Genomic DNA, 22,664 nt, shown 5'->3' with positions numbered 1-22,664 from the left:
ATCACTAGGCATTACATTTAATCAACTAATGCGTGGTTATTGGGGTTAACCGCCATATTTATGTATAATGCGGCGGTTAAATTCGATAGCAGCAGTAGAGGAACGTGTGGCAGATAATAAAATGCCTTTTAAAGATAACCAGCCATCAAGCAAGCTAGAAAGAACACTTTCAAAGCAGTACGATTTCGATATTAAATCGTTGTTTTCCCGCGCTAATGGTTTGGTGAAAGCAAATTTTTCAAGCCTATTCCAAGCATCATTGGTTTTATTTCTTACGTTTGTCGCACTTGGGTTTGTTGCTCAGAAGTTCATCATTTTTAATGACGATGGCACCTTTGTTTTTGAACACCAATCGTTAATTGAAATTGTCGCTATTTTCATTGTTGCGCCGCTTATTGGCGGGTTGTACATGATGGGGGTAAGCCATGCCAGAGGTCAAAAGACCACGGTATTTTCTATTTTCAGCTACGTGTCTTTAATATTCGCATTAGCGCTTACACAGCTTGTGAATGGCATAGTGGTACAAATTGGCTTGGTATTGTTATTCGCCCCAGGTGTTTATTTATGGATGGCGACCTCATTTTCACTGATGCTAGTTGCCGATAAATCGTTAACGCCGCTACGCGCTATTATCTTATCGTGCCGTGTATTTAATGCATACTGGGCACCATTAACCGGTGTTTTTGCTGTCTTCATTATATTATTTATCACGGTTCCGTTAACGTTAGGCTTGTCTCTTGTATGGGTTCTACCCCTGTATTTCAGCATGCTAGGTTTGTTGTATGAAGAGATGATTGGTGAAGAGGGCGAACACACACCAAGCCACACTGTTCAAAATAAAACGAATGAGTCGAGTTTCGATGCATAAACGGGAAACCCTAAAAATTGTTTTAATTACTATTGCTGTACTAGCAGTCATAGTCATTAACGCGCTGATACTAACCAAGCGCGAACCCGATATTTTAGACATTCCTGAAACACCTGAAGCGACTAAGCCTGTTCCCGATTTTTCTGCTTATACCGACGTTAAAGAAAAGAAAACGGCCTTTTTTGATTATTTACGCCCTGAAGTTGAAAAACAAAATGCGTATTTACTTACCCTTAGACACTACATACAAACCTTGTATCGTAAGGCTTTAAACGAAGAGCCGCTAACCGATGATGATATTAGCCGCCTCGAATGGCTACAAACAGAATACCGGGTAAAGGCGGAACAACCACTAACATCTCGCTTGCTTGCATTGCTACATAAAATTGATATTTTGCCTGCTGAACTAGTGCTGGTCCAAGCCGCGAATGAATCAGCATGGGGCACCAGTCGTTTTGCCAGAAAAGGCTATAACTTCTTTGGCATTTGGTGCTTTGTGAAAGGCTGTGGCTTTGTACCAGGTAAACGAAATGCCGGCGCAACGCACGAGGTTGCCAAGTTTTCTAGCCTTTCTCGTGCTACCTACACTTATATGCGCAATCTTAATAGGCACGATGCCTACACCGATTTACGAGAAATTAGAGAGCGATTGAGGGCAAATCAAATCCCCATTACTGGCGTAGCCCTGGCAGAGGGGTTAATGAACTACTCTGAGCGTGGCGCGGCCTATGTAGACGAATTACAAACCATGATCCGGTTTAACCAGGAGTTCTTAACTGAATGAAACGTATAGCTAGCGCGCTGATTGGCGCCTTACTCACCACAAGTGTTGCTGCCGAAATGGTGAACGTAGAATACAGCCGTTTTTATAGTCATGTGAAAAAACTGGATAACGAAGATACTCAAGCATTGCAGTTCGCTTTTGGATTTTTGCGTGTTGGTGAAGGGCGCTTATGTGAAATCAACAATGCGGAAATAGTGACGGACAAACAAACTATTCCATTAGTAGTTAGCGATGAGTATCGATTTACTGTACCTACCGAAAAAGCATTAAAATTAGCAAATGCATACGTGCGAATAGATTTATCAGAAGCGGCTAATGTGTGTGATATGTCGGTGCAACTAGAAACAAAAAGCAGCTATCTAACCGCCAGTTATACAAAAGAAGAGCTGAATTTTATTTATGGCCAATATGAGGCTTTTTTTAATGAAATGGGCAGCTTTTTATCGTTCTTAATGCCAACGGTGAAAGGGTTGATGTTGCAATTTGATGATAAAAATCTGGATTATATTACCCCAGAAGGCCTGCACATTAATAACGGCATACTCCACTTAGAACAAAGTGAAATTAACGAAAATAAAGGGCTCACCTTACCGAGAGCCCCACTTCGTGTTACCGCGATGGCATCAAGCTAATAGCTGATACTTAATTTGCTCAGCAATGCGGGTGATAGTTTGTTCACCCTTTTCACATAGCTCTTGTGCACGGTGAAATTCCATAATACCCACGTCGGTTAGTTGGGGTTCGATAAGAATATCTGGCGGATCGCCCGCCAAACGTGAACGTGTCACCCTCGCTTGTAGTATCTCAAGCGAACTACTCATCACACTTAAAATTCCTGGAGGGTTGCCTCTAGGGACTTTATTTGGCGGCGGCGAAATCGTTTCTTCTATGGCTTCAATAGCGTCGCTAGCAATACCTTCGTTTTGCTCGCTATGTTTACTATCGGTTTCACTCTCTTCTTTTTCTTTACTATCAGGTGAGAACCACTGCTTAAGCACGTTTTGGCTTTTAGTGAAGAAGTCTTCAGTTTTTCTTTGATTCTCTTCGTGATCTAGTCGTAATTTCTCAAGCCTAAGGGGCCTGAAATCAGCATTGAGGTTCACGGCAATAACAAAATCGGCACCAAGCTGGCGACAAAGGTTAACAGGCACCGGATTAACTACCGCACCATCTACTAACCAACGATCGCCATGGGCTACAGGGGCAAATAGTGCAGGAATAGCACACGAAGCTTGAATGGTATTGCCAATCTCGCCGGAACTAAACACTACCTCACGACCTGTGTACAAATCGGTAGCCACTGAAGCAAACGGCTTTTCCATTGCTTCGTAGGTTGGAACACAAAATTCGCTGGCAAGTTTATCAAACACTTTTTGCCCGCTGGCAATGCCGCCTCTACGTAAACCAACGCCCATCAGAGCAAGCACCTGCCAATCTGACAAAGAACAAGACCACTCTTTAAGGCCTTCTAATTTGCCACTGGCATAGGCAGCACCAACATAGGCACCAATAGAGCAACCTGCCACCACGTCAATTTTAATACCCAGCTTTTCTAATGCTTGAATAATACCAATGTGGGTCCAACCTCTTGCGGCACCCGCACCTAATGCTAGACCAATTTTCATTTAGTTTGATTCCATCAAATTGATAACTTGAACCGTGTCGTCAGTAGGATCACTGGGTGACTCGAAGCTGGGCGGATCGAAACCAATATCACCATCTTCCACTGGACCGTTCAGTGTAGAGATGCCTTTAAAGTCGTGCAATCTCTTGTCGACCAAATGTGACGGCGCTACATTTTGAAGCGCACTGAACATTGACTCAATACGCCCAGGGAAACGGCGATCCCAATCTTGTAGCATGGCCTTTACGTTCTGACGCTGCAAATTCTCTTGAGACCCGCACAAGTTGCAAGGAATAATAGGAAATTCTACGGCATCAGAATAACGCTGAATGTCTTTTTCAGTGCAATAAGCAAGGGGCCTGATCACAATGTGCTCACCATTATCGCTAACCAGCTTTGGTGGCATTGATTTAAGCTTACCGCCATGGAACATGTTTAAAAAGAACGTTTCTAGCATGTCGTCACGGTGATGGCCAAGGGCAATTTTAGTTGCACCTAACTTTTTGGCCGTGCTGTATAAAATACCGCGACGTAATCGAGAACAAAGTGAGCACGTGGTTTTACCTTCAGGCACTTTATCCATAACAATAGAGTAGGTGTCTTCTTCTACAATTTTGTACTCTACGCCTACACTTTCAAGGTATTCAGGAAGGACGTGCTCTGGAAATCCTGGCTGCTTTTGATCAAGGTTAACCGCAATAATGTCAAAATTAATTGGCGCAATGCGCTTTAAAAACATGAGAATATCAAGCATAGCGTAACTGTCTTTGCCGCCAGACAAGCACACCATTACTTTATCGTTGTTTTCAATCATGCCGAAATCAGCAATCGCTTTGCCTACATTTCGACGAAGTCGTTTTTGTAGCTTGTTAAAGCTGTATTTTTGTTTGTTTTGAGACGCGGTTAACGGAGCGTCCGCACGGTTTGTGCCTGCACTGGTCATATCAATAGCTTGGTTACTGCGAAAAAAGCTATTATACAGTAATGAAATAAAATTGAATGTGCGAGGTTAAGATTTTTTGTATCTTGTTGGCACTCGCTGCTAACAAATGCGGCTATAACCCGATAGTGGTTAAGGCTATAAAGCTGCGCTAGCAAACCGCGCCAACAGGCTGTGTTCGAACGTGTTAGAACTAGCGTGAAAGGGGCGAAATAAAACCGTCTGGTTTTATTGCCAGTACATCACACACCAGTTCATCTATAACATGTTCAGCAGTGTTACCTATAAGGGCTGCAGAAATACCTACTCGGCCAACCGTACCTATTATCACGAGTTCTGCATCTATATCTTTGGCTATTCTTGGAATGACTTTTTCAGGCAGACCTTCTTTCACGTAACAGCGCTCGCTATCAATAGCATACTTTTCGCTGTGTTTGTTCATCTCAAGTTCGTGATGGTGCTTTACGGCGTTGTTGTACGAATCAGGGTCGAACTCAGGAACTTCAATAGCGATATTAAGCGGTGTAGCAGGGTAGCTATTTACCAGATTTACGTTGCCACTGAGTAACGCGGCATAATCGTTAGCAATAACGGTGATTTTGTCGTTAAGTAGCGCATGTTCGTCATCTTCACTACCTACATTTACCGCGGCAATAATTTCACCATTGTCAGGCCATTCATGATCTTTAACTAATAATACGGGGGAGGGGCATTTTCTAAGTAGGTGCCAGTCTGTTGGAGTGAAAATAACAGAAGCTAAATCGTCATGGCGTTTGGTTGCTTTAACAACCAAGTCTATATTGTTATCTATTACGTAATGCACCACAGCTTCAAAGGCGCGGTTGTTCCATTCAACAACAATATCGGTTTTTTCAAACCCTAAATCACTAAGGGTTTTACGTAACCAACCCGCATGTTCTTTGGTAACCGCATCGCGCATTGCTTCGCGATCATCAGGGCTGAGCATGGTAGTCATATCATAAGATAAATCGTAAACCACCAGCATAGCGGTGACAGAAGCCCCTGTCTTTTTGGCAAGTTCGTATGCACGGCTAAGCGCAGGTTGAGTATCACTATCGGCTTCAATGACCGCTAAAATACGTTCATACTTAATCATAACCCCTCCAAACATTTTTAGAATTTTGGTTGCTACAATTTAAGTGTAATACCTATTTGCTATTACGTAACTTGTTTTAGATCAAAAGCTTTAAAGATTAGCTATTACAGGCAATATTAGGTGCAACCACAGACGTTAAACGTTGCGACATCTCATCAAAATCTAAAATAGTAATGAGTTTACCGTCCACCTGAATAATATTTTCTTTTTGAAAACGGCTTAGTAGGCGGCTAATGGTTTCAATAGTTAAACCAAGGTAGTTTCCAATTTCATTTCGCGTCATCGTAAGGTGAAATTCTTTGTTTGAAAATCCACGCTCTTCGAAACGTTGAGAAAGCTGTGAGAGGAAATACAATAAACGTTCTTCTGCTGAGCGCTTGTTAAGCAACATCATGAGATCATGATCTTGTTTAATTTCTGCACTCATAAAACTCATTATTTGATGTCTTAACTTGGGGAATTGAACTGACATCTCATCTAACGTTTCGTAGGGCAATTCGCACACCATCGCAGTTTCTAATGCCTGAGCATAACTTTGATGCTTGTTTTCCCGTAAGGCGTCAAAGCCGATAATATCGCCAGGAAAGTGAAAACCTGTAATCTGCTCTTCACCATCTGAATTGGTGACGAAAGACTTAAAAGAGCCTGTGCGGACTGCGTAAAGAGAGTTAAATGTATCTCCTGACTTTACCAGTAAGTCGCTCTTGTGGAGAGGTTTCTTTCGCTCAATAATATCATCTAAAGATTCAATTTCAGTCTTGTTTAGCGCAACGGGCAAACACAAATGGCTGAAACTGCAATTTTGACAATGAATTGAGAATTGGCTTCCTTTGCTCATAGGTTAAAACTATAAATAGTGTCGACTTACTATAATCTTACTCTTTTGTTTATGAAATTGCTGCATAAATTAAAAAGAGCGCGTAAATAGCCAATATTCCTGAAAAGCATTGCCTTACCACGGGGTGCCTAAAACCGGCTATAAGGTACTGACTACCTGCGCTTGCTGCTAGCAAGGTGGGCAGGGTACCTAATCCAAAAAATAGCATAATAGCTGCGCCATCAACGGCCGAACCTGAAGCTAACGACCATGTCAGTGTTGAATAAACTAATCCGCAGGGAAGCCAGCCCCATATAAAACCGTAAGGCAGCGCATAGGCTGGACTTTTGAACGGAAGAAAGCGTTTAGATAGGGGCTGAATGGCTTTAAATAATCCGCGTCCCATTGCTTCAATGTAATTTAAGCCCTGCCACCACTTACCCAAGTAACAGGCTAAAAGCAGCAGCATAATGCCACTAATCAAAGACAAAACAGGTTTAGCAATAGGTACAAATTCGGTGGCCATTTGGCCAACAGCGCCTGTAATAGCGCCGGCTAGGGTGTAGCTGATTATACGACCAAAATTATAAGCAAGAGTGTAAGGCAAAGCGGCTTCATTACTTGGTGTTACTGTACGAAGTGCAGCAACAATGCCGCCGCACATGCCTACGCAATGCACACCGCCCGCAATACCAATGAAAAAGGCAGAGAATATATTAATCTCTGTCATCAGTTTCTTTGCGTTGTTGCAACTGCTTACGTTGCTCGGCTAGTTTCTTTTCATCACCTGACAAATCATCATCAAACAAAATGCTATAGCCCTGTCGGTCGAGATCTTCAAACTGGTTAGTTTTCACTGCCCAGAAAAAGATAACCAGCGCCAACGCAACAATGATGATAGCGATGGGAATTAATACGTAAATGATGCTCATATTATTTACTTAATAACCTAGTTGAATTGGTGACCACAATAATACTACTGAGCGACATGCCAACCACGGCCATCCAGGGAGAGAGTAACCCCGATACCGCAAAGGGGAGAATAATAATATTGTAACCTACCGACCATGCGATGTTTTGCTGAATTTTACGCTTTGCTTGTTGGGCCACTGAAAATAAGGTGGGTACCGACAGCAGGCTGTCTCCTAGCAAAATAACATCGGCAGCTGTTTTCGCTACATCGGTGGCATTTCCTACGGCAACTGCCACATCAGCGCTAGCAAGAACAGGGGCATCATTTATACCGTCGCCCATCATCATGACTTTGCGACCTTGCTTTTGCAAAGTATGCACTTGAGAATACTTTTGCTCTGGCGACAAGCCACCTTTTGCTATGTTAATCGGTAAGCCTGCAGTAAGTGTATCAACGTTTGTCTGAGTATCGCCACTTAGTACCACGAGTTGATGTTCATCCAATGCGGTGAGCGTGGCTAAGGCATCTTGACGCAAACTATCATTTACGCAGAACGCGGCCATTAATACACCATCAGCACACAAAAACACGTTTGCCGGTATATCTACTTTTGAGGTAGTTGATAAGTTACAAAATACGGCTGAGCCCATAGTAAAAACTACATTGTTTATCTCACCACTAATGCCGCCACCAGGTGTAACGATAAATCCGTTAATATTATTAGTTGGGGTTTTATTGTGTGACTCAACAGCTTCGTTATCAAAGGCACGAGCAATAGGGTGTTCAGAACGAGACTCTAACAAAGCGGTAAGCGCCATTACCTGCACCGGATCTACGCCTTTAGCAAACCAGCGCTGTTGTAGTGAGAACTTACCTTCTGTCAGTGTGCCGGTTTTATCAAGAGCGATGGTATCAATATCGGTAAGCTGCTCTAACGCGTCAGCACGCTTTAATAAAATGCCCTGACGATTCAGCTTAGCCATAGCGCAAGTTAACGCTGAAGGTGTGGCTAAGCCTAGCGCACAGGGGCAGGTTGCCACTAGTACAGAGATGGTGATCCAAAAAGCGTCTACACTACCAGCAAAAGTCCAATAACCATAGGTAAGTGCAGATATAAGCAGCACCGAGAACACAAAATAACGAGAAAAGTTATCGGCAATTTGAGCCGCTTTTGGCTTGCTTGCCATCGCGCTAGCTTGCAAGCGTACTATTTGATTGACCAAAGCATGCTTTAAGCTTTGAGTCACTTTAACCGTTAATGTGCCATCTTGATTTACCGTACCGCCATATACTAAATGGCTGGCCGATTTGCTAACCGGGTTAAATTCTCCAGTTAACATAGATTCATCAACCGCGGCAGTGCCATCTAGCACAATACCATCCACAGGAATGGTCTCACCGGGTTTTACTAGTACCACATCATTAGGCACTAAAAGCTTCGCCAAACACTGAGCAATGCTGCCGTCACTTTCAATTTTTGATGCAGAGACAGGAATATACTGCATCATGTTAGCCGAAATTTGCGCCGCTCGGTGCCTGCTTCTATGTTCCAAAAACCGGCTTAAAAGCAGTAAAAAGATAAACATGCAGATAGATTCAAAATACACTTCACCTTGCTCTAGCAAGGTCGAACGTAAACCCGCAAAGTAGGTACCAAATACAGCAAGGGTTACAGGCACGTCCATATTTACGGTTCTTGCGCTTATGGCCTTTAAAGCACCTAAATAGAACGCGCTACCTGAATAGACGACAACGGGTGTGGTAAGGGTAAGTGCTACCCAATAGAAGTATTGACGGGTTTCTTGTTCAATGGCACCAAACCAATCGAAGTAAAGCCCGGCCATTAACATCATCACCTGCATGGTCATAATGCCGGCTAAACCTAACTTTTTAATAAACGACTTTTGCTCACGTTTATAGCTAGCTTCATGTTCATCGGGGTGAAACGGTGAACCAACATACCCTATGCGTTTTAATGTGGTGAGTATTTGGCTAAGTTTAATAACACTGGGTTCCCAGGTTATTAATGCGCGGCGCTCTTGAACATTTACGGCTACTTGGGCAATGCCTGCAACTTTAGACAGTTGTTTTTCAATCAACCAACCACACGCGGCACAAGTAATGCCTTCAAGGGTTAGCTGTATTTGTTTGTGTTGGCCTTCATCGAAAACAAACTCTTCTTGAAGAGCTGGGTCGTCATAAACGTTGAGCGCAGATAGGCTTTCTAAAATACCGTCGTCAGATTTTTGCGCCGGCTCAGTACGAAACTGATAGTAGTCTTCCAAGCCATTATCAACGATGGCTTGCGCAACGGCTTGGCAACCAGGGCAGCATAGCTGCCTAGTTTCACCTAATATTACTGCTTCGTATTTGTGTGTTGCATCGTTAGGTAACGCGCAATGGAAACAAAGATTCTCGCTCATTACGGGTTAAACTTGATGGCGCCAGAGTAGGGAAGTTGAAGCGTATTTTGTACTTTCCAACTATCATCAACAGGAGAAAGCGAGACCTGCCATTTACCCGTTAGGTCTTTTTCAACAAAGCCGCGGTAAATACCATTCGCATCACGACTTAATAATACACTCGCATCACGTTCTTCCATGGTTACATGGTAAAAATTCAGTTTAAGAGCGTTTCCTTCTGCTGGAATACCAGAATGAAACTTTACAGAGATACTGCCATCGGTAATGGTTAAGTCTGTTGTAATATTTTTGCGTTTTGCGATGGCTTCTTTATCTAGCCGTGCATTGATGGCTTTACCTTCTTTGTAGTAATCGTCTACCACTAAGCTATCTTCAGTTGAAATAGCCAGTTTCAATAACACGCCACCCATTACTAATGTAATTAAGGGAACGGCAATAAGGAACCAGGGCCAGAATTGTTTATACCAAGGTGTATTCATTAATTATTTCAACTCGTTTACTACAGGAAAACCGGCGCGATAGGAAAGATATGGCATCCAGTTGAATAAGGTTATTTTCTCATAAAAAAAGCCCCGTGATAACGAGGCTTTTTAGCATTATTGTTGGTTATACGAATTTAGTCGTTAGAAAGACTATAAACGTACGATGCAACAACGTGGATTTTGTCATCACCCAAAGTTTTCTTGAATGAAGGCATAACACCATTTCGGCCGTAGGTTAACGTTTCAGTAACCGCACGATGGCTTCCGCCATATAACCAAATGTTGTCAGTCAGGTTAGGCGCACCAAGTGCTTGGTTACCTTTACCGTCCATACCATGACAAGCAGCACATGCAGCAAAGCGAACTTTACCTGCATCAGCAAGTTGCTGGTCAACATCACGCCCGCTTAGGCTTAATGCGTACTCAACAACTTCTTCGATGCCTTTCTCACCCATGACATCTATCCATGCAGGCATAGCGGCTTTACGGCCTAATGTTAAGGTTTCAACAATTTTTGCACCCGAACCACCGTATAACCAATCGTTATCAGTGAGGTTGGGGAAACCGCCGTTTTGGCCACGAGCATCAGAACCATGACACTGAGAGCAGTTTTGCATAAACAAACGCTGTCCCACTTTGTTCGCTTCAGGGTCTTTTGCTAGCTCCTCAACAGGAATTTGTGCATACGCTTCAAAAATTGGGTCGAACTTTTCAGCCGCATAATCCAATTCTCGATCGTATTCTACAAACTTGCCTTGCTCTTTTGCATCAACACGCGCTTGCGCCGATTCTTCAAGCGTCAATATGCCTTGGTTTGAGCTCTTCCAGCCAAATAAGCCTTCGTACGAACCCAATCCAGGATAAAGGGCAAGATAGATAAAACCCCAAATGATTGTCATGTAGAACATGATTGTCCACCAGCGAGGAAGGTTGTTATTCAACTCCTCGATGCCGTCAAATTCATGCCCCATTGATTCTCCCTCTGGCACGCCTGTTTGATTGGACAAACACCAGCGCAGAAGGAAATAGCAACCAATGATTAACCCTAGGGTTATCACTGAAATCCAAATTGTCCAAAACATACTCATAAGTTCGAGACTCCTGCTAATCTTCTTTTGATTTTTCTTTGTCTTCGTCTGCGAAAGGCAAATTCGCCGCTTCATCAAACTTTTGCTTGTTGCGGCTACTAAAAGCCCACCAAACTATGCCAATGAAACTAACAAAGACGATGACAGTAAAAATGCTACCTACTATTCCTTGATCCATATTATTTCAAATGTGTGCCAAGAGATTGTAAATATGCAATAAGGGCTTCCATTTCAGATTTACCCTGTACTGCCGCTTGTGCTCCCGCGACATCTTCGTCGGTATACGGTACGCCAAAGCCTTGGAAAACTTCCATCTTCTTGGCGGTTAACTTACCGTCAAGTTTGTTTTCTGCAAGCCATGGGAAACCAGGCATGTTCGACTCAGGTACCACGTTACGCGGATTAAGCAGGTGAACACGATGCCATTCATCACTGTAACGCCCACCAACACGTGCTAGGTCAGGACCAGTACGCTTAGAACCCCAAAGGAAAGGGTGTTCCCATACTGACTCACCAGCAACACTGTAGTGGCCGTAACGTTCTGTTTCGGCACGGAACGGACGAATCATCTGACTATGACAACCAACACATCCTTCACGGATATAGATATCACGGCCTTCTAATTCTAATGCTGTATAAGGGCGTAAGCCTGTTACCGGTTCCATTGTCTGCTGCTGAAACATCAGCGGCGTAATTTGAACCATGGCACCGAAGCTAATCGCAACAAGGATTAGCACGGTTAACAGGCCGACATTTTTTTCAATTAACTCATGTGGGTTTTTCATTATGTCGTCTCCTTATTACGCTGGCTGAGTTGTAACATCAGCAGCGATACTACCTTTAGGGGCACGAACGGTTTTCCATGTGTTATAAGCCATGATAAGCATGCCAGTAACCACGAAACAACCACCAATGAAACGAACCACATAGAAAGGTTTAGACGCTTCAAGCGATTCTACAAAGCTATACGTTAATGTACCGTCAGCATTTACTGCACGCCACATTAGCCCTTGAAGAACACCTGACATCCACATTGCTACGATATAAAGCACTACACCAATTGTTGCTAACCAAAAGTGAACATTAACAAGACGTGTGCTGTACATCGCTGGCTGACCAAACAGAATAGGTATTAAGTGGTAAATAGAACCAATTGATACCATGGCTACCCAACCTAGTGCACCTGAGTGTACGTGGCCGATAGTCCAATCTGTGTAGTGAGACAATGCGTTAACTGTTTTAATTGCCATCATTGGGCCTTCAAAGGTAGACATACCATAGAAAGACAATGAAACAATTAAGAAACGTAATACAGGGTCAGTACGCAATTTATGCCATGCACCAGATAGCGTCATTATACCGTTTATCATTCCGCCCCAAGAAGGAACAAATAGAATGATAGACATCACCATACCTAGCGACTGTGTCCAATCGGGTAGGGCAGTATAATGTAAGTGGTGAGGACCAGCCCAAATGTACAATGAAATCAATGCCCAAAAGTGAACAATAGATAATCTGTACGAGTAAACTGGGCGACCTGCTTGCTTAGGAACGAAGTAATACATCATGCCTAAGAAGCCAGCAGTTAGGAAGAAACCTACTGCGTTATGGCCATACCACCACTGCATCATGGCGTCTACTGCGCCTGCATACAATGAGTAAGACTTAGTGAAAGACACCGGAATGGCCATGCTATTACCAATGTGCAATACAGCAACGGTAAGCATGAACGCCCCTAAGAACCAGTTCGCAACATAAATATGCGACACTTTTCGGATAACTAGGGTTCCGAAGAAGTTAATGATATAAGCGAGCCAGACCAGCGTAATCAGTATGTCGATTGGCCATTCTAGTTCAGCGTATTCTTTCGAGCTGGTTAAACCTAAAGGTAGAGAAACTACCGCTAATACGATAACGGCTTGCCAGCCCCAAAACGTAAATGCAGCAAGTTTGTCACTGAACAGTCTAACCTGTGAGGTACGCTGAACGATGTAGTATGACGTCGCGAACAAAGCACAGCCGCCGAAGGCAAAAATAACGGCATTGGTATGCAAAGGACGCAGACGCGAGAATGTTAGCCATGGTGTGTCAAAGTTAAGCATAGGTGCAAATAATTGCGCGGCAATAAATACCCCTAGGCCCATACCAATGATACCCCAGACTATGGTCATAATGGTAAATTGCCTAACTACTTTATAATTGTAGTCAGGTTGTGCTTGGCTTATTTCACTCATTTTAATGAATCTTCCACTTCAAATGAACTATGGTCTCCAACAGCCGTTCAAGTACGGTCTAGACATGCGAAAGCAACGGAATAACGCTTCACACCGAGCTCGGAAAGAGTAATAATTATAGTCTCCAAGCCAGTTGGTACGCGGATGATAAGGTTTTTAATTACAAAAAGATACCATAAACTACCTGAGCTTGATCTCCATCAATGAAGAAATATACAAAATTTAAGAAATGCTAAAAAACAGTAACAAAAAGAGATCATTTTATTCACAAGAGTGGCTTGCCCCCCTTTGCATTTTTGTCGTTGCAGTATGTGTATTTGCAGTGCATCAATACCAAATGTCCGCTACGCCTTCTTCAAGCTCCTTAAATGAAATAGGAGAGAGCTGTACATTTGTCAACGAGCACTGTGAATTTTTAATACACGGCAGACACGCCTATGCGGAATTTTCACAGAAAGTAGAACCTGAAACCTCTATTACCTTAGTTCTAGATTTGCCTGTCGGAACAAAAATAGAAAGTGCCTGGATTGAAGGCGTAAACATGTACATGGGAAAAGTGCCCGTATTACTTGAAAATAAAAACAATGGAGAGTGGTCAGGCTGGTTTATGTTAGGAAGCTGTAACGAATCGGCAATGAGGTGGCAATTGCGGTTAAATATAGAAGGGCAGGCAGCACCAAGCTACCTGAACTTCGAAACGAGAATGTAGTATGAATTACATCTGAGATTGCAAATAGTTAGACAAACCAAGGCGTTTAACTAGGCCAAGTTGTTGTTCTAACCAATGCGCATGGTCGCGCTCGGTATCGTCAAGTAGTACTACTAAGATATCACGTGTTACATAGTCTTTTTCAGACTCACATAACGCGATGACTTCTTTAAGTTTTGCATCTACCTCATATTCAACACGAAGGTCGCTTTCAAGCATTTCAGGTACATCTGAACCTACTTTAAAACCAGTTCGTGTGACCATGTCAGGTACGCCTTCTAAAAACAGCATACGCTCGATAAGTTTAGTGGCGTGGCCACGCTCATCGTCAAATTCGTGGTCGATACGCTCATAAAGCTTAGTAAGACCCCAATCCAAATACATTTGTGAATGAATGAAGTATTGATCCATCGCTGCTAATTCGTAAGAAAGTAGCTCGTTTAGACCTTTAATGATGGTTTGATTACCTTTCATTAGTCATCTCCCATTACTTGCGCCTGAAGGTAGTTTTCAATACCCATAGCGCCAATTTGATATTCTTGAGTTTCAATCCAATCTAAATGATCTTCTTCATACTCTAAAATTGATTCGAGGATATCCCGTGTAACGTAATCCTGCTTTTCTTCGCATAGTGCGATAGCTTCACGTAACAGTGGCAGCTGTTCTTTTTGGAATCTGGCATCGCAGCTCAGCATTTCCTCAGTATCTTCGCCAATGTAAAGCTTGCCCAACGCTTGAAGGTTAGGTAACCCTTCTAAAAATAGAATGCGCTCAATCAACTCATCTGCTTGCTTCATGTCTTTAATCGATTTTTTGTAGTTCTTTTCATTGAGCTCTTGTAAGCCCCAATTTTTGAACATACGTGCATGCAGAAAGTACTGATTTATAGACGTTAACTCACTAGTGAGTACATCATTCAGCTTTGCGACGACTTGTTTGTCACCTTGCATAGTAAGAACCTTAATTAAGAATATGAAGCTAGTGTAGAACGGAAACGCAAAAATGTCAAAAAATTACTTTAAAAACAATGGCATACAAATGGAAATGGTTATCACTTCATCCTTTGTTTGCATTAAGAATAGCCAGCTACTCTTGTTGCGTATTTGCATAGGCTAAACTTTCTTCGGCAAAACCTAAACCCGCTTCGGTGAAAAAGTTAAATACTTTATCTACGCCTTGTTCTAATAAATAATTCACTTCATCTTCATACCGGGCGATTGCCGCTACTTTACCGGTGTAACCCGCGTTTCTTAATTGGCGAGTAATATTGATTGCATCTTGTATAGAAGGTAGGGCTAACAGAATTAAATGAACGTTTTTAATTTCAAGGTTGTCCCATAAATCAACATCTTCACCGTCGCCGCAAATAACATTTAATCCTTCACTGGCAAGTTGTTTTACTTTCACTCTGTCGGCGTCCATACCCCATACGCTTACATCAGCAAGTTTAGACAGCGCATTAAACGCACCTTGCCCAACACGTCCCATTCCCAGCACTAAAAATTCTGCTTTGTGCAAAGTAGGGTAAATGTCTTCTTTAAGACGACGGTTCTTTTCGTAACGTTTAATGGTGTCTTTATATTTGTGATACTGAGAATGCGAGGTGCGGTACAACACACTGGTAATAACGAACGAGACAGACAGTGAAAGCGCAATGACTACCAACCAGCTTTCAGCCAGTAAACCCAGCGATACGGCAAGCGCGCCGACAATAAGACCAAATTCACTGAAATTAGACAGTACAAGGCTGCTTAAATAAGACGTTCTGCCTCGTAATCGTAGCGACGTAAATAAGCCAAAGAATAATGCTGCCTTTATAGGGATAAATAAACAGAACACCAACGCAATAATAATCATATTGAAATCAGGAAGTGCGGTTAGCCCGATGGTAAGGAAAAAGCCAATCAAGAATAAGTCTTTAAAACTGAGTAACGACTTAGCAAGTTCGCTGGCTTTTTCATGTTGCGCTAACATAATGCCAAATATCAGTGCGCCCAAGTCACCTTTGATATTCACTAGCTCGAATAAGTGATAACCACCTAACGCAAGAATAAATCCAGTAAGGGGTAGTAACTCTCCGTGACCTGACTTATTGATAACACGGTTAATAAGCGGCATAGCGGGAATAAGAGCCAGTAGCCCAAGTGCCCATACCGAGGGCAGTTTGCCTGTGGCAGCCACTAAAAATATAACAGCAAACACGTCTTGCATAACCAAAATGCCAATGGCAAGGCGACCATGACGGGTTTTACTTTCACCGCTTTCTTCTAGCACCTTAATAACACAAACCGTACTGCTGAAGCTTAACGCAAAGGCAATCAGCGTAGCGCTTTGCCACGTTAATCCTTCTATATATTGGCTGGCAACGGCAGCTATGCCATACACACCACAAGTAACAATTCCCACCCAAATAAGGGTGTGCGAAATACTACCGGCCCACACTTCACGTTTACTTAAGTCGCGAACGTTCAATTTTAAACCGATAGTGAACAACATAATGGTAATGCCCAAGTTGGCTATCTTGGTAAGATCACCAGTGAGTGTGTAGCCTGAGAAATTTAGTAAGAAGCCCGCGACCAAGTAACCTACTAACGGGGGGATCCCAATAAGTTTAACCGTTAAACCGCAAACAAATGCGAACAGAAGAAATGCATACTCCATGAATTACCTTTCACCATTTCGATTAGTTAGTACAAATAGGAATGTTTGTAGTCCGTTTTAGCCATGACATTCCTACCTTACATTTTTACATAAGTTAGCGGCGATCATTAAAAGTGCTCAACACGCTGATGTATATAGAAGTCTTTAGATTAGCATGTAATGGAACATGAGCGAATGGTAAAAGGTAGATACCATTATGTTGCGTTTATATCGCTGTAGGTTTTATTAATTAAAGATATAGTAATAAGTAAATGTACCGCCTAATAAAACCCAAAATTGTGTTGGAACAGTAAAAACTGATAATCACACATGGAGTAGCTATGCGAAATCAAATCTTAGGAACCTTAACGGCATTATTTATTTTTAACTTACTGGTAGGCTTTTACTGGCATCCCGCGTGGTGGTTTCTATTATTAACCGTGTTGTTACTCGTCTTAGCAATCTTCGATACAGTCCAGAATAAACATGCGATCCTAAAAAACTTCCCGTTAATTGGCAGAACTCGCTGGACCGTTGAATCACTGCGGCCTTTTATACAGCAGTATGTTTTAGAATCAGATACTGGCGGTACGCCTATTTCCCGTATGTTTCGCTCTATTGTGTACCAACGAGCGAAAGACAGCAGAGAAACTATTCCTTTTGGCACCCAATTAAATACTTACGACGATGGTTATGAATGGATAGGGCACTCATTATCGGCCCGTGATATTGATGAAATGAACCACGATCCAAGAGTAACGATTGGTGGCAAAGACTGTAAGCAACCATATCATGCAAGCATTCTTAATATTAGTGCGATGAGCTTCGGCAGCCTGTCTAAAAATGCCATATTGGCGCTCAACAAAGGCGCTAAAAAAGGTAATTTTTTCCACAATACCGGAGAAGGAGGTTTAACACCTTACCATGAAGAAAACGGTGGCGACATTGTTTGGCAAATTGGTACTGGTTATTTTGGATGCCGAACTAAAGACGGAAAGTTTGATGCCGATCTGTTTAAAGAAAAAGCCTGTTTGCCGCAAGTTAAAATGATTGAAATAAAATTAAGCCAAGGCGCAAAACCAGGCCACGGCGGTATATTACCCGCTTATAAAAACACACCGGAAATCGCTAAGATTAGAGGGGTAGAACCAGGTACTCAGGTAGACTCTCCGCCACGCCATAGCGCCTTCTCTACGCCGTTAGAGATGATCGATTATATACAAAAGCTTCGCGATCTAAGTGGTGGTAAGCCCATTGGCATTAAACTAGCTTTAGGCCGAAAAAGTGAATTTATCGCCATGTGTAAAGCAATGGTAGAAACCGGTATTACACCCGATTTTATCACCGTTGATGGAGGAGAGGGCGGTACAGGCGCTGCGCCATTAGAGTATACAAATTCAATTGGGTTTCCGCTTAGAGAAGCCTTGGCTTTTGTAGATGACTGTTTAATTGGCTTCGACTTAAGAAAAGAAATTAAAATCATTGCATCGGGAAAAATAATTTCTGCATTTCAATTGGTTAAAAACTTAAGTTTAGGCGCGGATATTTGTAATAGCGCAAGAGGTATGATGTTGGCGCTTGGCTGTGTGCAGTCGCTTTCATGTAACACTAATAAATGCCCAACCGGCGTGGCAACGCAAGATCCAAAACTTACTAAAGGGCTAGACGTAACAGATAAATCAGAGCGAGTGTATCGCTTTCACAAAAAGACACTGCATGCATTAATGGATATGCTGTCTTCAACAGGGCATGTGAGTACAACGGAATTAAATCGCACACATATATTTAGACGTGTCAATCAAGCAAGTATCGCTCGGTACGACGAAATCTTTCCGCTAGTGAAAACCGGAACACTGTTGGGTGATGATATTCCTGAGCGATTTAAGCTGCACGTTAAAGAAGCTAATTCTGATAGCTTTATGCCATGCAGCTTGTTGGCTGAAATCGAAGAAGAAACGAAATCAGTGTCTTAATTTTCGCCCTGACTATCTTGTTCTGGCATGCGTAATTGGTACAACCGATACTCAGACGTTCTATAGGGAACTACTTTATATTTAGGTTGTAAATAAGCAACTAAATCAATGAGTTCTTGAACCGTAAGTACATTGTTCATGTTGCGCATGCGAGACTCTCCATCTACGGAAGTCATGCTAACGGGCTGCCTGCGTGTTAGTTTGTGTGAGGGGTTTATTACGCTGGTGACCAATTCACCGTACGTGGTGATCCTACCGCTGCTTCCTCCTAAAGGTATAGGTTTTGGAACAAGATAGGCATGGTCATCTGGCATGGTTATACCTTCTATTTGATGACAATCAGTGCACTGGTATTTTTGAAATGCCACTTTTCCAGCATCAGCGTTCCCCTCAGGTAAGCTAAATCCACGAGGCGACTCAGGTCCTAAATCACATCCTGTCAATAACAGCGCAACAAACGGTAATACAGAAGTAAGCTTTGCCATGTTCACGACTCCAACTTTATTACTTTGAATTTTTATTATGGTGCAAATCTAGAACCGTGAATTGATTTCAATCAAAGAATTGTGAACAGAAGTTAACTATATTGTGATTATCCACTCCCAATAATGGAATGAACTGATGAACGATTACACCACTGTTTTAGTACCTGTTGATGTGTTTTCAGACTATACCCAAATTTTGTCGAGAGCATTGCGGGTAGCCCCAGATCCAAAGAACGTTCATTTACTCTATGTGGCATTTCCACAAACAAACGTTGAACCCTACGGGTTGTTTTTGGAGCGTGATTATTCACAAGACGTGCAAGATCAAGCAATGACAAAACTGAAAGACATTGCGGCAATCAACGATATTCCAACGAGCAATTTAAATGTTGAAATTGGTTCACCTGCTGATGAAATACATCACTTAGCAGAAAAGCTTAACGCTGATCTTATTGTGATAGGCACACATGGACAAAGCGGGCTTCGCCTTTTGCTTGGCTCTACGGCCAATGCTGTACTACATGGTGTGAAAAGAGATGTGTTGGCGGTAAAAATATAGCAAATGTATAGCGAGTATATAGCGAGAGAGCTTAATACTAGCGCTGAAACACACGTAACATATCTGTCATTTAAATAAGTTAGTGTTTAAGAATAATGACTTAAAACACTGTGATGTTATGCCACCAAAGCGCTCAGGTTTCACTCGTTTGTATTTTGCAACTATCTACTCCTGTCGAGGAATAAAAGCGGCATTTTCGAGTGAAGCTGCAGTTAGACAAGAAATTGTAGCAATGGCGCTTTTAATTCCCATTGTGTTCATACTAGATGTAACAAACAGCGAAAGAGTACTGTTACTCTTTTCGCTGTTTATAGTGCTTATTACCGAATTACTTAACACCGCTGTAGAAAAATTATCTGATCATGTAAGTACTGATATGCACGAACTGATAGGGAAGGCCAAAGACATAGGGTCGGCCGCAGTATTTATCAGCTTGATATTGGCGTTAGTAACATGGGGAATCATCTTACTGTAATAATACTAAACGAAGACTTCCAAAGCCATACGTTAAATTACAAAAGATGGCTAACCTATTACCCTATTACATGGTCTCGGGACTTTTCTTACCGTCGTAACATTGCTCGATTAACTCCACCACAGAGCTGCTCAAATTCTTAAGGTGAGATGCATCAACACGACTTTCACCGCCGTGATTCAAATCGGAAATAGTAAACACCACATCTTCTCCGCTAGAATTGACATGAACCAATACATCATCATCTTCACCTACAAATGGCACCTTAATATAAAGAGGCTCATTGTTGTCAGCAAAATAATCAATGGCTTCGTCAACTGTAGTGAATGCAGGTTTTTTCTCTGGGTGTAGAGACCAGGTTTTAGATGGGATGACGAGTTCAGCAATTGTTTTACCGTGTGAGGCGTTAATACCATTAGACATAACATTTCCTTTTTTAGTACCTATATTAGTTGGTACGAAACCATTCGATAAATGGGTTCAATTGTTGAAAACAAACAAGATAAAAGAAAGCAAAAATAGGGAGGAGAGGTGGGTAAAATAAGGGCAAAAGAAAAGGAAAAAGGAGGAAATGAGCACTGAAAAGTTACGCGTAACTCAAGAGGTGCAATAAATTTAATTATATCAGTTACTTATAAATGTTTCGCTCGTCACTAACAAATTCTACTGTTAACCAGAATAATGAGATAAATCTTATATCAAGTAACAAGTATTAGGCGAAAACATAAATTAACGTTTGAATTTTTCTGATAACTTGGCCATTCCACCACGTTTAACGTTAGCTTGTTGTGTATAGTGACCTGGCATTTCAGGCGATTGCCAGCCCCCAGCCAATTGAAGCTCTGGCAATGTGGCACCATTCTCAGCAAGTGAAACCGCGCCACCAACTCGGCCACTATGAGGTGTAATGTTTTCTTTTATTCCTGCACGAGCAGCAATTCGTTTCCATATCCGATAGACACTCGAATAATCTAAGATTGATTGCAAAGCAGGATCATATACCGGTGAATGAGCCGCTGAATGATGATGCGTATTAGGCTGCTCGTCAAAAGGTAAAAGTGCATGGCCACGGTTAGAAACACGGCGGAACAATATACCTTTGTTTATACGACGAGGATCATCGGTAAGTCGTTCACTTTGCAACTTCACATCAAAATTAGCCTCAGCAATGTACTCATCCACCATGTTAATAGTGCTAGTAGAAATAAATCTATGAGAACCCTTACCGCTTTGGTCAGACTTTGACGTAACCACCAATAATGCATTGTTGCGTCTACTGATATGTTCAGCACAAACACGCACTAACTCATCAGCTCGTAAGAGAGCATCAAACATTAAGTTCATGATGGTTAAGTCACGCATCTCTAACAAGGTGTCTGGAATAATCTTATTGTTTATCTCATCCAGTAAATCGATAGTAAGGGGAACGGCTTGGTTATGACTGAGTTGAAATTTACGATTTTCAATAAGCGAGAGTCGAACGAAATCTCGAAGATAAACAGATTGGATGATAGGATTTGGAAGCTTTGCAATACCCAAAAATTTACTAAGCGCTGACAGGCGCCGCTTAATAGTTCTGTAGGCGAGGGGAGACTTACAGAGTTCTTCCACATAGCGTTTGATTGCATGTTCATTATGAGAGAAATCATTACTAAAGCTATCAATACCTTCAGACTGGCAAAAGATAGCGAAGTCGTTAAAATCACTAATATAAGCGCGTTGTGTATTACGCGGTAGCTTCGTGAAAATGTCACGAAAATACGCATCAACATATTCAGCTCGTTCGCTACTAGCACTGTCACGATCGACGATTGATAGTTGGGTATTTGAACCAGGACTGAATATAGACGACATCTAACTAACTCATTGTTATTATGATTAATTAAGGCAGTTAAATTCACGCATGATAATTACAGTTATCATGCGTGAATTTACTTAGATAGCCTTGTATCAGCCCAATTCTACACATGTATACTGTTTTTATATACAGCTTTAACAGTATTAGTGACCTTTTATCGATCTAATCGGTTATTTATTGAACGTGCGCTACGTAAAATTTAACGGTATATACCTCTATTATGCGCTCAGATTTCACGTAGAAGCGCATTTAGATTAGCTGATTTTCCAATTCCTTTTGCCTAAACTTAGTCTAAATAATGAATATTTTAAGCACTGGATTTAGTGTTTATTAAAATAGCAGCATTAACTAAAGTCCTACCTAAAATCTCAAATGGTTTATATCGCTAGTTTTTAAAGATAAAGATTTCTCTTATAAAACTATATTGAAGATTTAACTGCACACTTATTACTAAGTAAGAATTTAATTATAAAAATAGGTTAGGCGTCTATTTTTTATAAAGAATAATCAGTAAAGAATTAGCTAATTAAGTTGTCAGCTGCAAAGGCTTGAATCTCATATTGCTCACAACATCTGTTCACCAAATCAATTTAAGGTTACAAAGCATACCAACGGAAAGACTCATACGATCTTCCTGTATAATTAACTAACAAGCCTTACTTAGAACCTTAATCA

General features: G+C 41.8%; 25 protein-coding genes. 7 read left to right on the top strand and 18 right to left on the bottom strand.

What is annotated here, in order from left to right; all coding sequences use genetic code 11:
* The first annotated feature begins 106 nt into the window (after nt 1-106).
* From AV939_RS05545 to AV939_RS05535, 3 genes are read left to right on the top strand one after another with little or no spacing between them, the layout of a single operon-like run.
* Complete coding sequence (locus tag AV939_RS05545; protein WP_231701282.1) at nt 107-868, top strand: stress protein; 762 nt, start codon at nt 107-109, stop codon at nt 866-868.
* Entirely contained in the window at nt 861-1,652 is a 792-nt protein-coding gene (locus tag AV939_RS05540; protein ID WP_057791857.1) for a glucosaminidase domain-containing protein, read from the top strand. Before AV939_RS05545 ends, AV939_RS05540 begins: the two co-directional genes overlap by 8 nt.
* Nucleotides 1,649-2,284 (top strand): DUF2987 domain-containing protein, encoded by a 636-nt coding sequence (locus AV939_RS05535; RefSeq protein ID WP_061997285.1) that lies wholly within the window; start codon nt 1,649-1,651, stop codon nt 2,282-2,284. Before AV939_RS05540 ends, AV939_RS05535 begins: the two co-directional genes overlap by 4 nt.
* Here AV939_RS05535 and AV939_RS05530 read toward each other — a convergent pair.
* The 12 genes from AV939_RS05530 to ccoN all read right to left on the bottom strand — a co-directional run bounded on the left by AV939_RS05530 (nt 2,276) and on the right by ccoN (nt 13,290).
* Complete coding sequence (locus AV939_RS05530; protein ID WP_061997283.1) at nt 2,276-3,277, bottom strand: patatin-like phospholipase family protein; 1,002 nt, start codon at nt 3,275-3,277, stop codon at nt 2,276-2,278. The genes AV939_RS05535 and AV939_RS05530 overlap by 9 nt on opposite strands.
* Nucleotides 3,278-4,219 carry a tRNA 2-thiocytidine(32) synthetase TtcA gene (gene ttcA / locus AV939_RS05525; RefSeq protein ID WP_061997281.1) on the bottom strand — a complete coding sequence of 314 codons (942 nt, stop codon included), beginning with the start codon at nt 4,217-4,219 and terminating at the stop codon, nt 3,278-3,280.
* A gap of 190 nt (nt 4,220-4,409) precedes the next feature.
* Nucleotides 4,410-5,333, bottom strand: coding sequence for a universal stress protein UspE (uspE, locus tag AV939_RS05520; protein ID WP_061997279.1), 924 nt, complete (start codon nt 5,331-5,333; stop codon nt 4,410-4,412).
* A gap of 97 nt (nt 5,334-5,430) precedes the next feature.
* Nucleotides 5,431-6,171 (bottom strand): fumarate/nitrate reduction transcriptional regulator Fnr, encoded by a 741-nt coding sequence (gene fnr, locus AV939_RS05515; protein ID WP_057791847.1) that lies wholly within the window; start codon nt 6,169-6,171, stop codon nt 5,431-5,433.
* A gap of 49 nt (nt 6,172-6,220) precedes the next feature.
* On the bottom strand, nt 6,221-6,880 hold the full coding sequence (locus AV939_RS05510; protein ID WP_061997277.1) for a sulfite exporter TauE/SafE family protein: 660 nt from the start codon (nt 6,878-6,880) through the stop codon (nt 6,221-6,223).
* Nucleotides 6,867-7,082 carry a cbb3-type cytochrome oxidase assembly protein CcoS gene (gene ccoS / locus AV939_RS05505; RefSeq protein ID WP_013784118.1) on the bottom strand — a complete coding sequence of 72 codons (216 nt, stop codon included), beginning with the start codon at nt 7,080-7,082 and terminating at the stop codon, nt 6,867-6,869. Before ccoS ends, AV939_RS05510 begins: the two co-directional genes overlap by 14 nt.
* A 1-nt stretch (nt 7,083) precedes the next feature.
* Nucleotides 7,084-9,486 (bottom strand): heavy metal translocating P-type ATPase, encoded by a 2,403-nt coding sequence (locus AV939_RS05500; RefSeq protein WP_061997274.1) that lies wholly within the window; start codon nt 9,484-9,486, stop codon nt 7,084-7,086.
* A complete protein-coding gene (locus AV939_RS05495) occupies nt 9,486-9,965 on the bottom strand; it encodes a FixH family protein (protein ID WP_057791840.1) in 480 nt (159 codons plus the stop codon). The genes AV939_RS05500 and AV939_RS05495 overlap by 1 nt, the downstream gene beginning before the upstream one ends.
* 137 nt (nt 9,966-10,102) lie before the next feature.
* Nucleotides 10,103-11,056, bottom strand: coding sequence for a cytochrome-c oxidase, cbb3-type subunit III (gene ccoP / locus AV939_RS05490; RefSeq protein WP_057791838.1), 954 nt, complete (start codon nt 11,054-11,056; stop codon nt 10,103-10,105).
* Nucleotides 11,057-11,072: 16 nt separating this feature from the next.
* Nucleotides 11,073-11,234, bottom strand: a complete 162-nt coding sequence (locus AV939_RS05485; RefSeq protein ID WP_013784114.1) for a cbb3-type cytochrome oxidase subunit 3 — start codon at nt 11,232-11,234, stop codon at nt 11,073-11,075.
* A gap of 1 nt (nt 11,235) precedes the next feature.
* Nucleotides 11,236-11,841, bottom strand: coding sequence for a cytochrome-c oxidase, cbb3-type subunit II (gene ccoO / locus AV939_RS05480; protein ID WP_013784113.1), 606 nt, complete (start codon nt 11,839-11,841; stop codon nt 11,236-11,238).
* A 15-nt stretch (nt 11,842-11,856) separates the two neighbouring features.
* Nucleotides 11,857-13,290, bottom strand: coding sequence for a cytochrome-c oxidase, cbb3-type subunit I (ccoN, locus tag AV939_RS05475; protein WP_013784112.1), 1,434 nt, complete (start codon nt 13,288-13,290; stop codon nt 11,857-11,859).
* Nucleotides 13,291-13,519: 229 nt separating this feature from the next.
* Between ccoN and AV939_RS05470 the strand changes: the two genes are divergently transcribed.
* On the top strand, nt 13,520-13,999 hold the full coding sequence (locus tag AV939_RS05470) for a hypothetical protein (protein ID WP_057791836.1): 480 nt from the start codon (nt 13,520-13,522) through the stop codon (nt 13,997-13,999).
* 6 nt (nt 14,000-14,005) lie between these two features.
* Here AV939_RS05470 and bfr (AV939_RS05465) read toward each other — a convergent pair whose 3' ends face one another.
* The 3 genes from bfr (AV939_RS05465) to AV939_RS05455 all read right to left on the bottom strand — a co-directional run bounded on the left by bfr (AV939_RS05465) (nt 14,006) and on the right by AV939_RS05455 (nt 16,660).
* Complete coding sequence (bfr, locus tag AV939_RS05465; protein WP_057791833.1) at nt 14,006-14,473, bottom strand: bacterioferritin; 468 nt, start codon at nt 14,471-14,473, stop codon at nt 14,006-14,008.
* The gene (gene bfr / locus AV939_RS05460) at nt 14,473-14,949 is read right to left on the bottom strand and encodes a bacterioferritin (protein ID WP_057791831.1); all 477 of its coding nucleotides are present in this window, start codon (nt 14,947-14,949) and stop codon (nt 14,473-14,475) included. Before bfr (AV939_RS05460) ends, bfr (AV939_RS05465) begins: the two co-directional genes overlap by 1 nt.
* Nucleotides 14,950-15,085: 136 nt before the next feature.
* The gene (locus AV939_RS05455) at nt 15,086-16,660 is read right to left on the bottom strand and encodes a cation:proton antiporter family protein (RefSeq protein WP_057791829.1); all 1,575 of its coding nucleotides are present in this window, start codon (nt 16,658-16,660) and stop codon (nt 15,086-15,088) included.
* Between the two features lie 320 nt (nt 16,661-16,980).
* Here AV939_RS05455 and AV939_RS05450 point away from each other — a divergent pair, with 320 nt between their 5' ends.
* Nucleotides 16,981-18,612 carry an FMN-binding glutamate synthase family protein gene (locus AV939_RS05450; protein ID WP_057791826.1) on the top strand — a complete coding sequence of 544 codons (1,632 nt, stop codon included), beginning with the start codon at nt 16,981-16,983 and terminating at the stop codon, nt 18,610-18,612.
* Here AV939_RS05450 and AV939_RS05445 read toward each other — a convergent pair.
* Entirely contained in the window at nt 18,609-19,097 is a 489-nt protein-coding gene (locus AV939_RS05445; protein WP_057791824.1) for a c-type cytochrome, read from the bottom strand. The two genes, AV939_RS05450 and AV939_RS05445, sit on opposite strands and share 4 nt — an antisense overlap.
* Nucleotides 19,098-19,233: 136 nt before the next feature.
* Here AV939_RS05445 and AV939_RS05440 point away from each other — a divergent pair, with 136 nt between their 5' ends.
* Entirely contained in the window at nt 19,234-19,656 is a 423-nt protein-coding gene (locus AV939_RS05440; RefSeq protein ID WP_057791822.1) for a universal stress protein, read from the top strand.
* Between the two features lie 118 nt (nt 19,657-19,774).
* A complete protein-coding gene (locus AV939_RS05435) occupies nt 19,775-20,131 on the top strand; it encodes a diacylglycerol kinase (RefSeq protein ID WP_057791820.1) in 357 nt (118 codons plus the stop codon).
* A 66-nt stretch (nt 20,132-20,197) separates the two neighbouring features.
* Here AV939_RS05435 and AV939_RS05430 read toward each other — a convergent pair whose 3' ends face one another.
* Nucleotides 20,198-20,554, bottom strand: a complete 357-nt coding sequence (locus AV939_RS05430) for a hypothetical protein (RefSeq protein WP_057791818.1) — start codon at nt 20,552-20,554, stop codon at nt 20,198-20,200.
* A 306-nt stretch (nt 20,555-20,860) separates the two neighbouring features.
* A complete protein-coding gene (locus AV939_RS05425) occupies nt 20,861-21,985 on the bottom strand; it encodes a tyrosine-type recombinase/integrase (protein WP_057791816.1) in 1,125 nt (374 codons plus the stop codon).
* Nucleotides 21,986-22,664 lie beyond the last annotated feature (679 nt).

This window comes from Alteromonas sp. Mac1, from assembly GCF_001562125.1.
Classification (GTDB): domain Bacteria; phylum Pseudomonadota; class Gammaproteobacteria; order Enterobacterales; family Alteromonadaceae; genus Alteromonas; species Alteromonas stellipolaris.
The sequence above is the reverse complement of the archived record's forward strand: the minus strand, read 5'-3'. Positions and strand labels throughout refer to the sequence as shown.

Bases quoted from the DNA above. Each gene is read 5' to 3' on its own strand.
- AV939_RS05540 (WP_057791857.1), top strand. From the start codon at position 861: ATGCATAAACGGGAAACCCTAAAAATTGTTTTAATTACTATTGCTGTA.
- AV939_RS05535 (WP_061997285.1), top strand. From the start codon at position 1,649: ATGAAACGTATAGCTAGCGCGCTGATTGGCGCCTTACTCACCACAAGT.
- AV939_RS05530 (WP_061997283.1), bottom strand. From the start codon at position 3,277: ATGAAAATTGGTCTAGCATTAGGTGCGGGTGCCGCAAGAGGTTGGACC.
- ttcA (WP_061997281.1), bottom strand. From the start codon at position 4,219: ATGACCAGTGCAGGCACAAACCGTGCGGACGCTCCGTTAACCGCGTCT.
- uspE (WP_061997279.1), bottom strand. From the start codon at position 5,333: ATGATTAAGTATGAACGTATTTTAGCGGTCATTGAAGCCGATAGTGAT.
- fnr (WP_057791847.1), bottom strand. From the start codon at position 6,171: ATGAGCAAAGGAAGCCAATTCTCAATTCATTGTCAAAATTGCAGTTTC.
- AV939_RS05510 (WP_061997277.1), bottom strand. From the start codon at position 6,880: ATGACAGAGATTAATATATTCTCTGCCTTTTTCATTGGTATTGCGGGC.
- ccoS (WP_013784118.1), bottom strand. From the start codon at position 7,082: ATGAGCATCATTTACGTATTAATTCCCATCGCTATCATCATTGTTGCG.
- AV939_RS05500 (WP_061997274.1), bottom strand. From the start codon at position 9,486: ATGAGCGAGAATCTTTGTTTCCATTGCGCGTTACCTAACGATGCAACA.
- AV939_RS05495 (WP_057791840.1), bottom strand. From the start codon at position 9,965: ATGAATACACCTTGGTATAAACAATTCTGGCCCTGGTTCCTTATTGCC.
- ccoP (WP_057791838.1), bottom strand. From the start codon at position 11,056: ATGAGTATGTTTTGGACAATTTGGATTTCAGTGATAACCCTAGGGTTA.
- AV939_RS05485 (WP_013784114.1), bottom strand. From the start codon at position 11,234: ATGGATCAAGGAATAGTAGGTAGCATTTTTACTGTCATCGTCTTTGTT.
- ccoO (WP_013784113.1), bottom strand. From the start codon at position 11,841: ATGAAAAACCCACATGAGTTAATTGAAAAAAATGTCGGCCTGTTAACC.
- ccoN (WP_013784112.1), bottom strand. From the start codon at position 13,290: ATGAGTGAAATAAGCCAAGCACAACCTGACTACAATTATAAAGTAGTT.
- AV939_RS05470 (WP_057791836.1), top strand. From the start codon at position 13,520: ATGCTAAAAAACAGTAACAAAAAGAGATCATTTTATTCACAAGAGTGG.
- bfr (WP_057791833.1), bottom strand. From the start codon at position 14,473: ATGAAAGGTAATCAAACCATCATTAAAGGTCTAAACGAGCTACTTTCT.
- bfr (WP_057791831.1), bottom strand. From the start codon at position 14,949: ATGCAAGGTGACAAACAAGTCGTCGCAAAGCTGAATGATGTACTCACT.
- AV939_RS05455 (WP_057791829.1), bottom strand. From the start codon at position 16,660: ATGGAGTATGCATTTCTTCTGTTCGCATTTGTTTGCGGTTTAACGGTT.
- AV939_RS05450 (WP_057791826.1), top strand. From the start codon at position 16,981: ATGCGAAATCAAATCTTAGGAACCTTAACGGCATTATTTATTTTTAAC.
- AV939_RS05445 (WP_057791824.1), bottom strand. From the start codon at position 19,097: ATGGCAAAGCTTACTTCTGTATTACCGTTTGTTGCGCTGTTATTGACA.
- AV939_RS05440 (WP_057791822.1), top strand. From the start codon at position 19,234: ATGAACGATTACACCACTGTTTTAGTACCTGTTGATGTGTTTTCAGAC.
- AV939_RS05435 (WP_057791820.1), top strand. From the start codon at position 19,775: ATGCCACCAAAGCGCTCAGGTTTCACTCGTTTGTATTTTGCAACTATC.
- AV939_RS05430 (WP_057791818.1), bottom strand. From the start codon at position 20,554: ATGTCTAATGGTATTAACGCCTCACACGGTAAAACAATTGCTGAACTC.
- AV939_RS05425 (WP_057791816.1), bottom strand. From the start codon at position 21,985: ATGTCGTCTATATTCAGTCCTGGTTCAAATACCCAACTATCAATCGTC.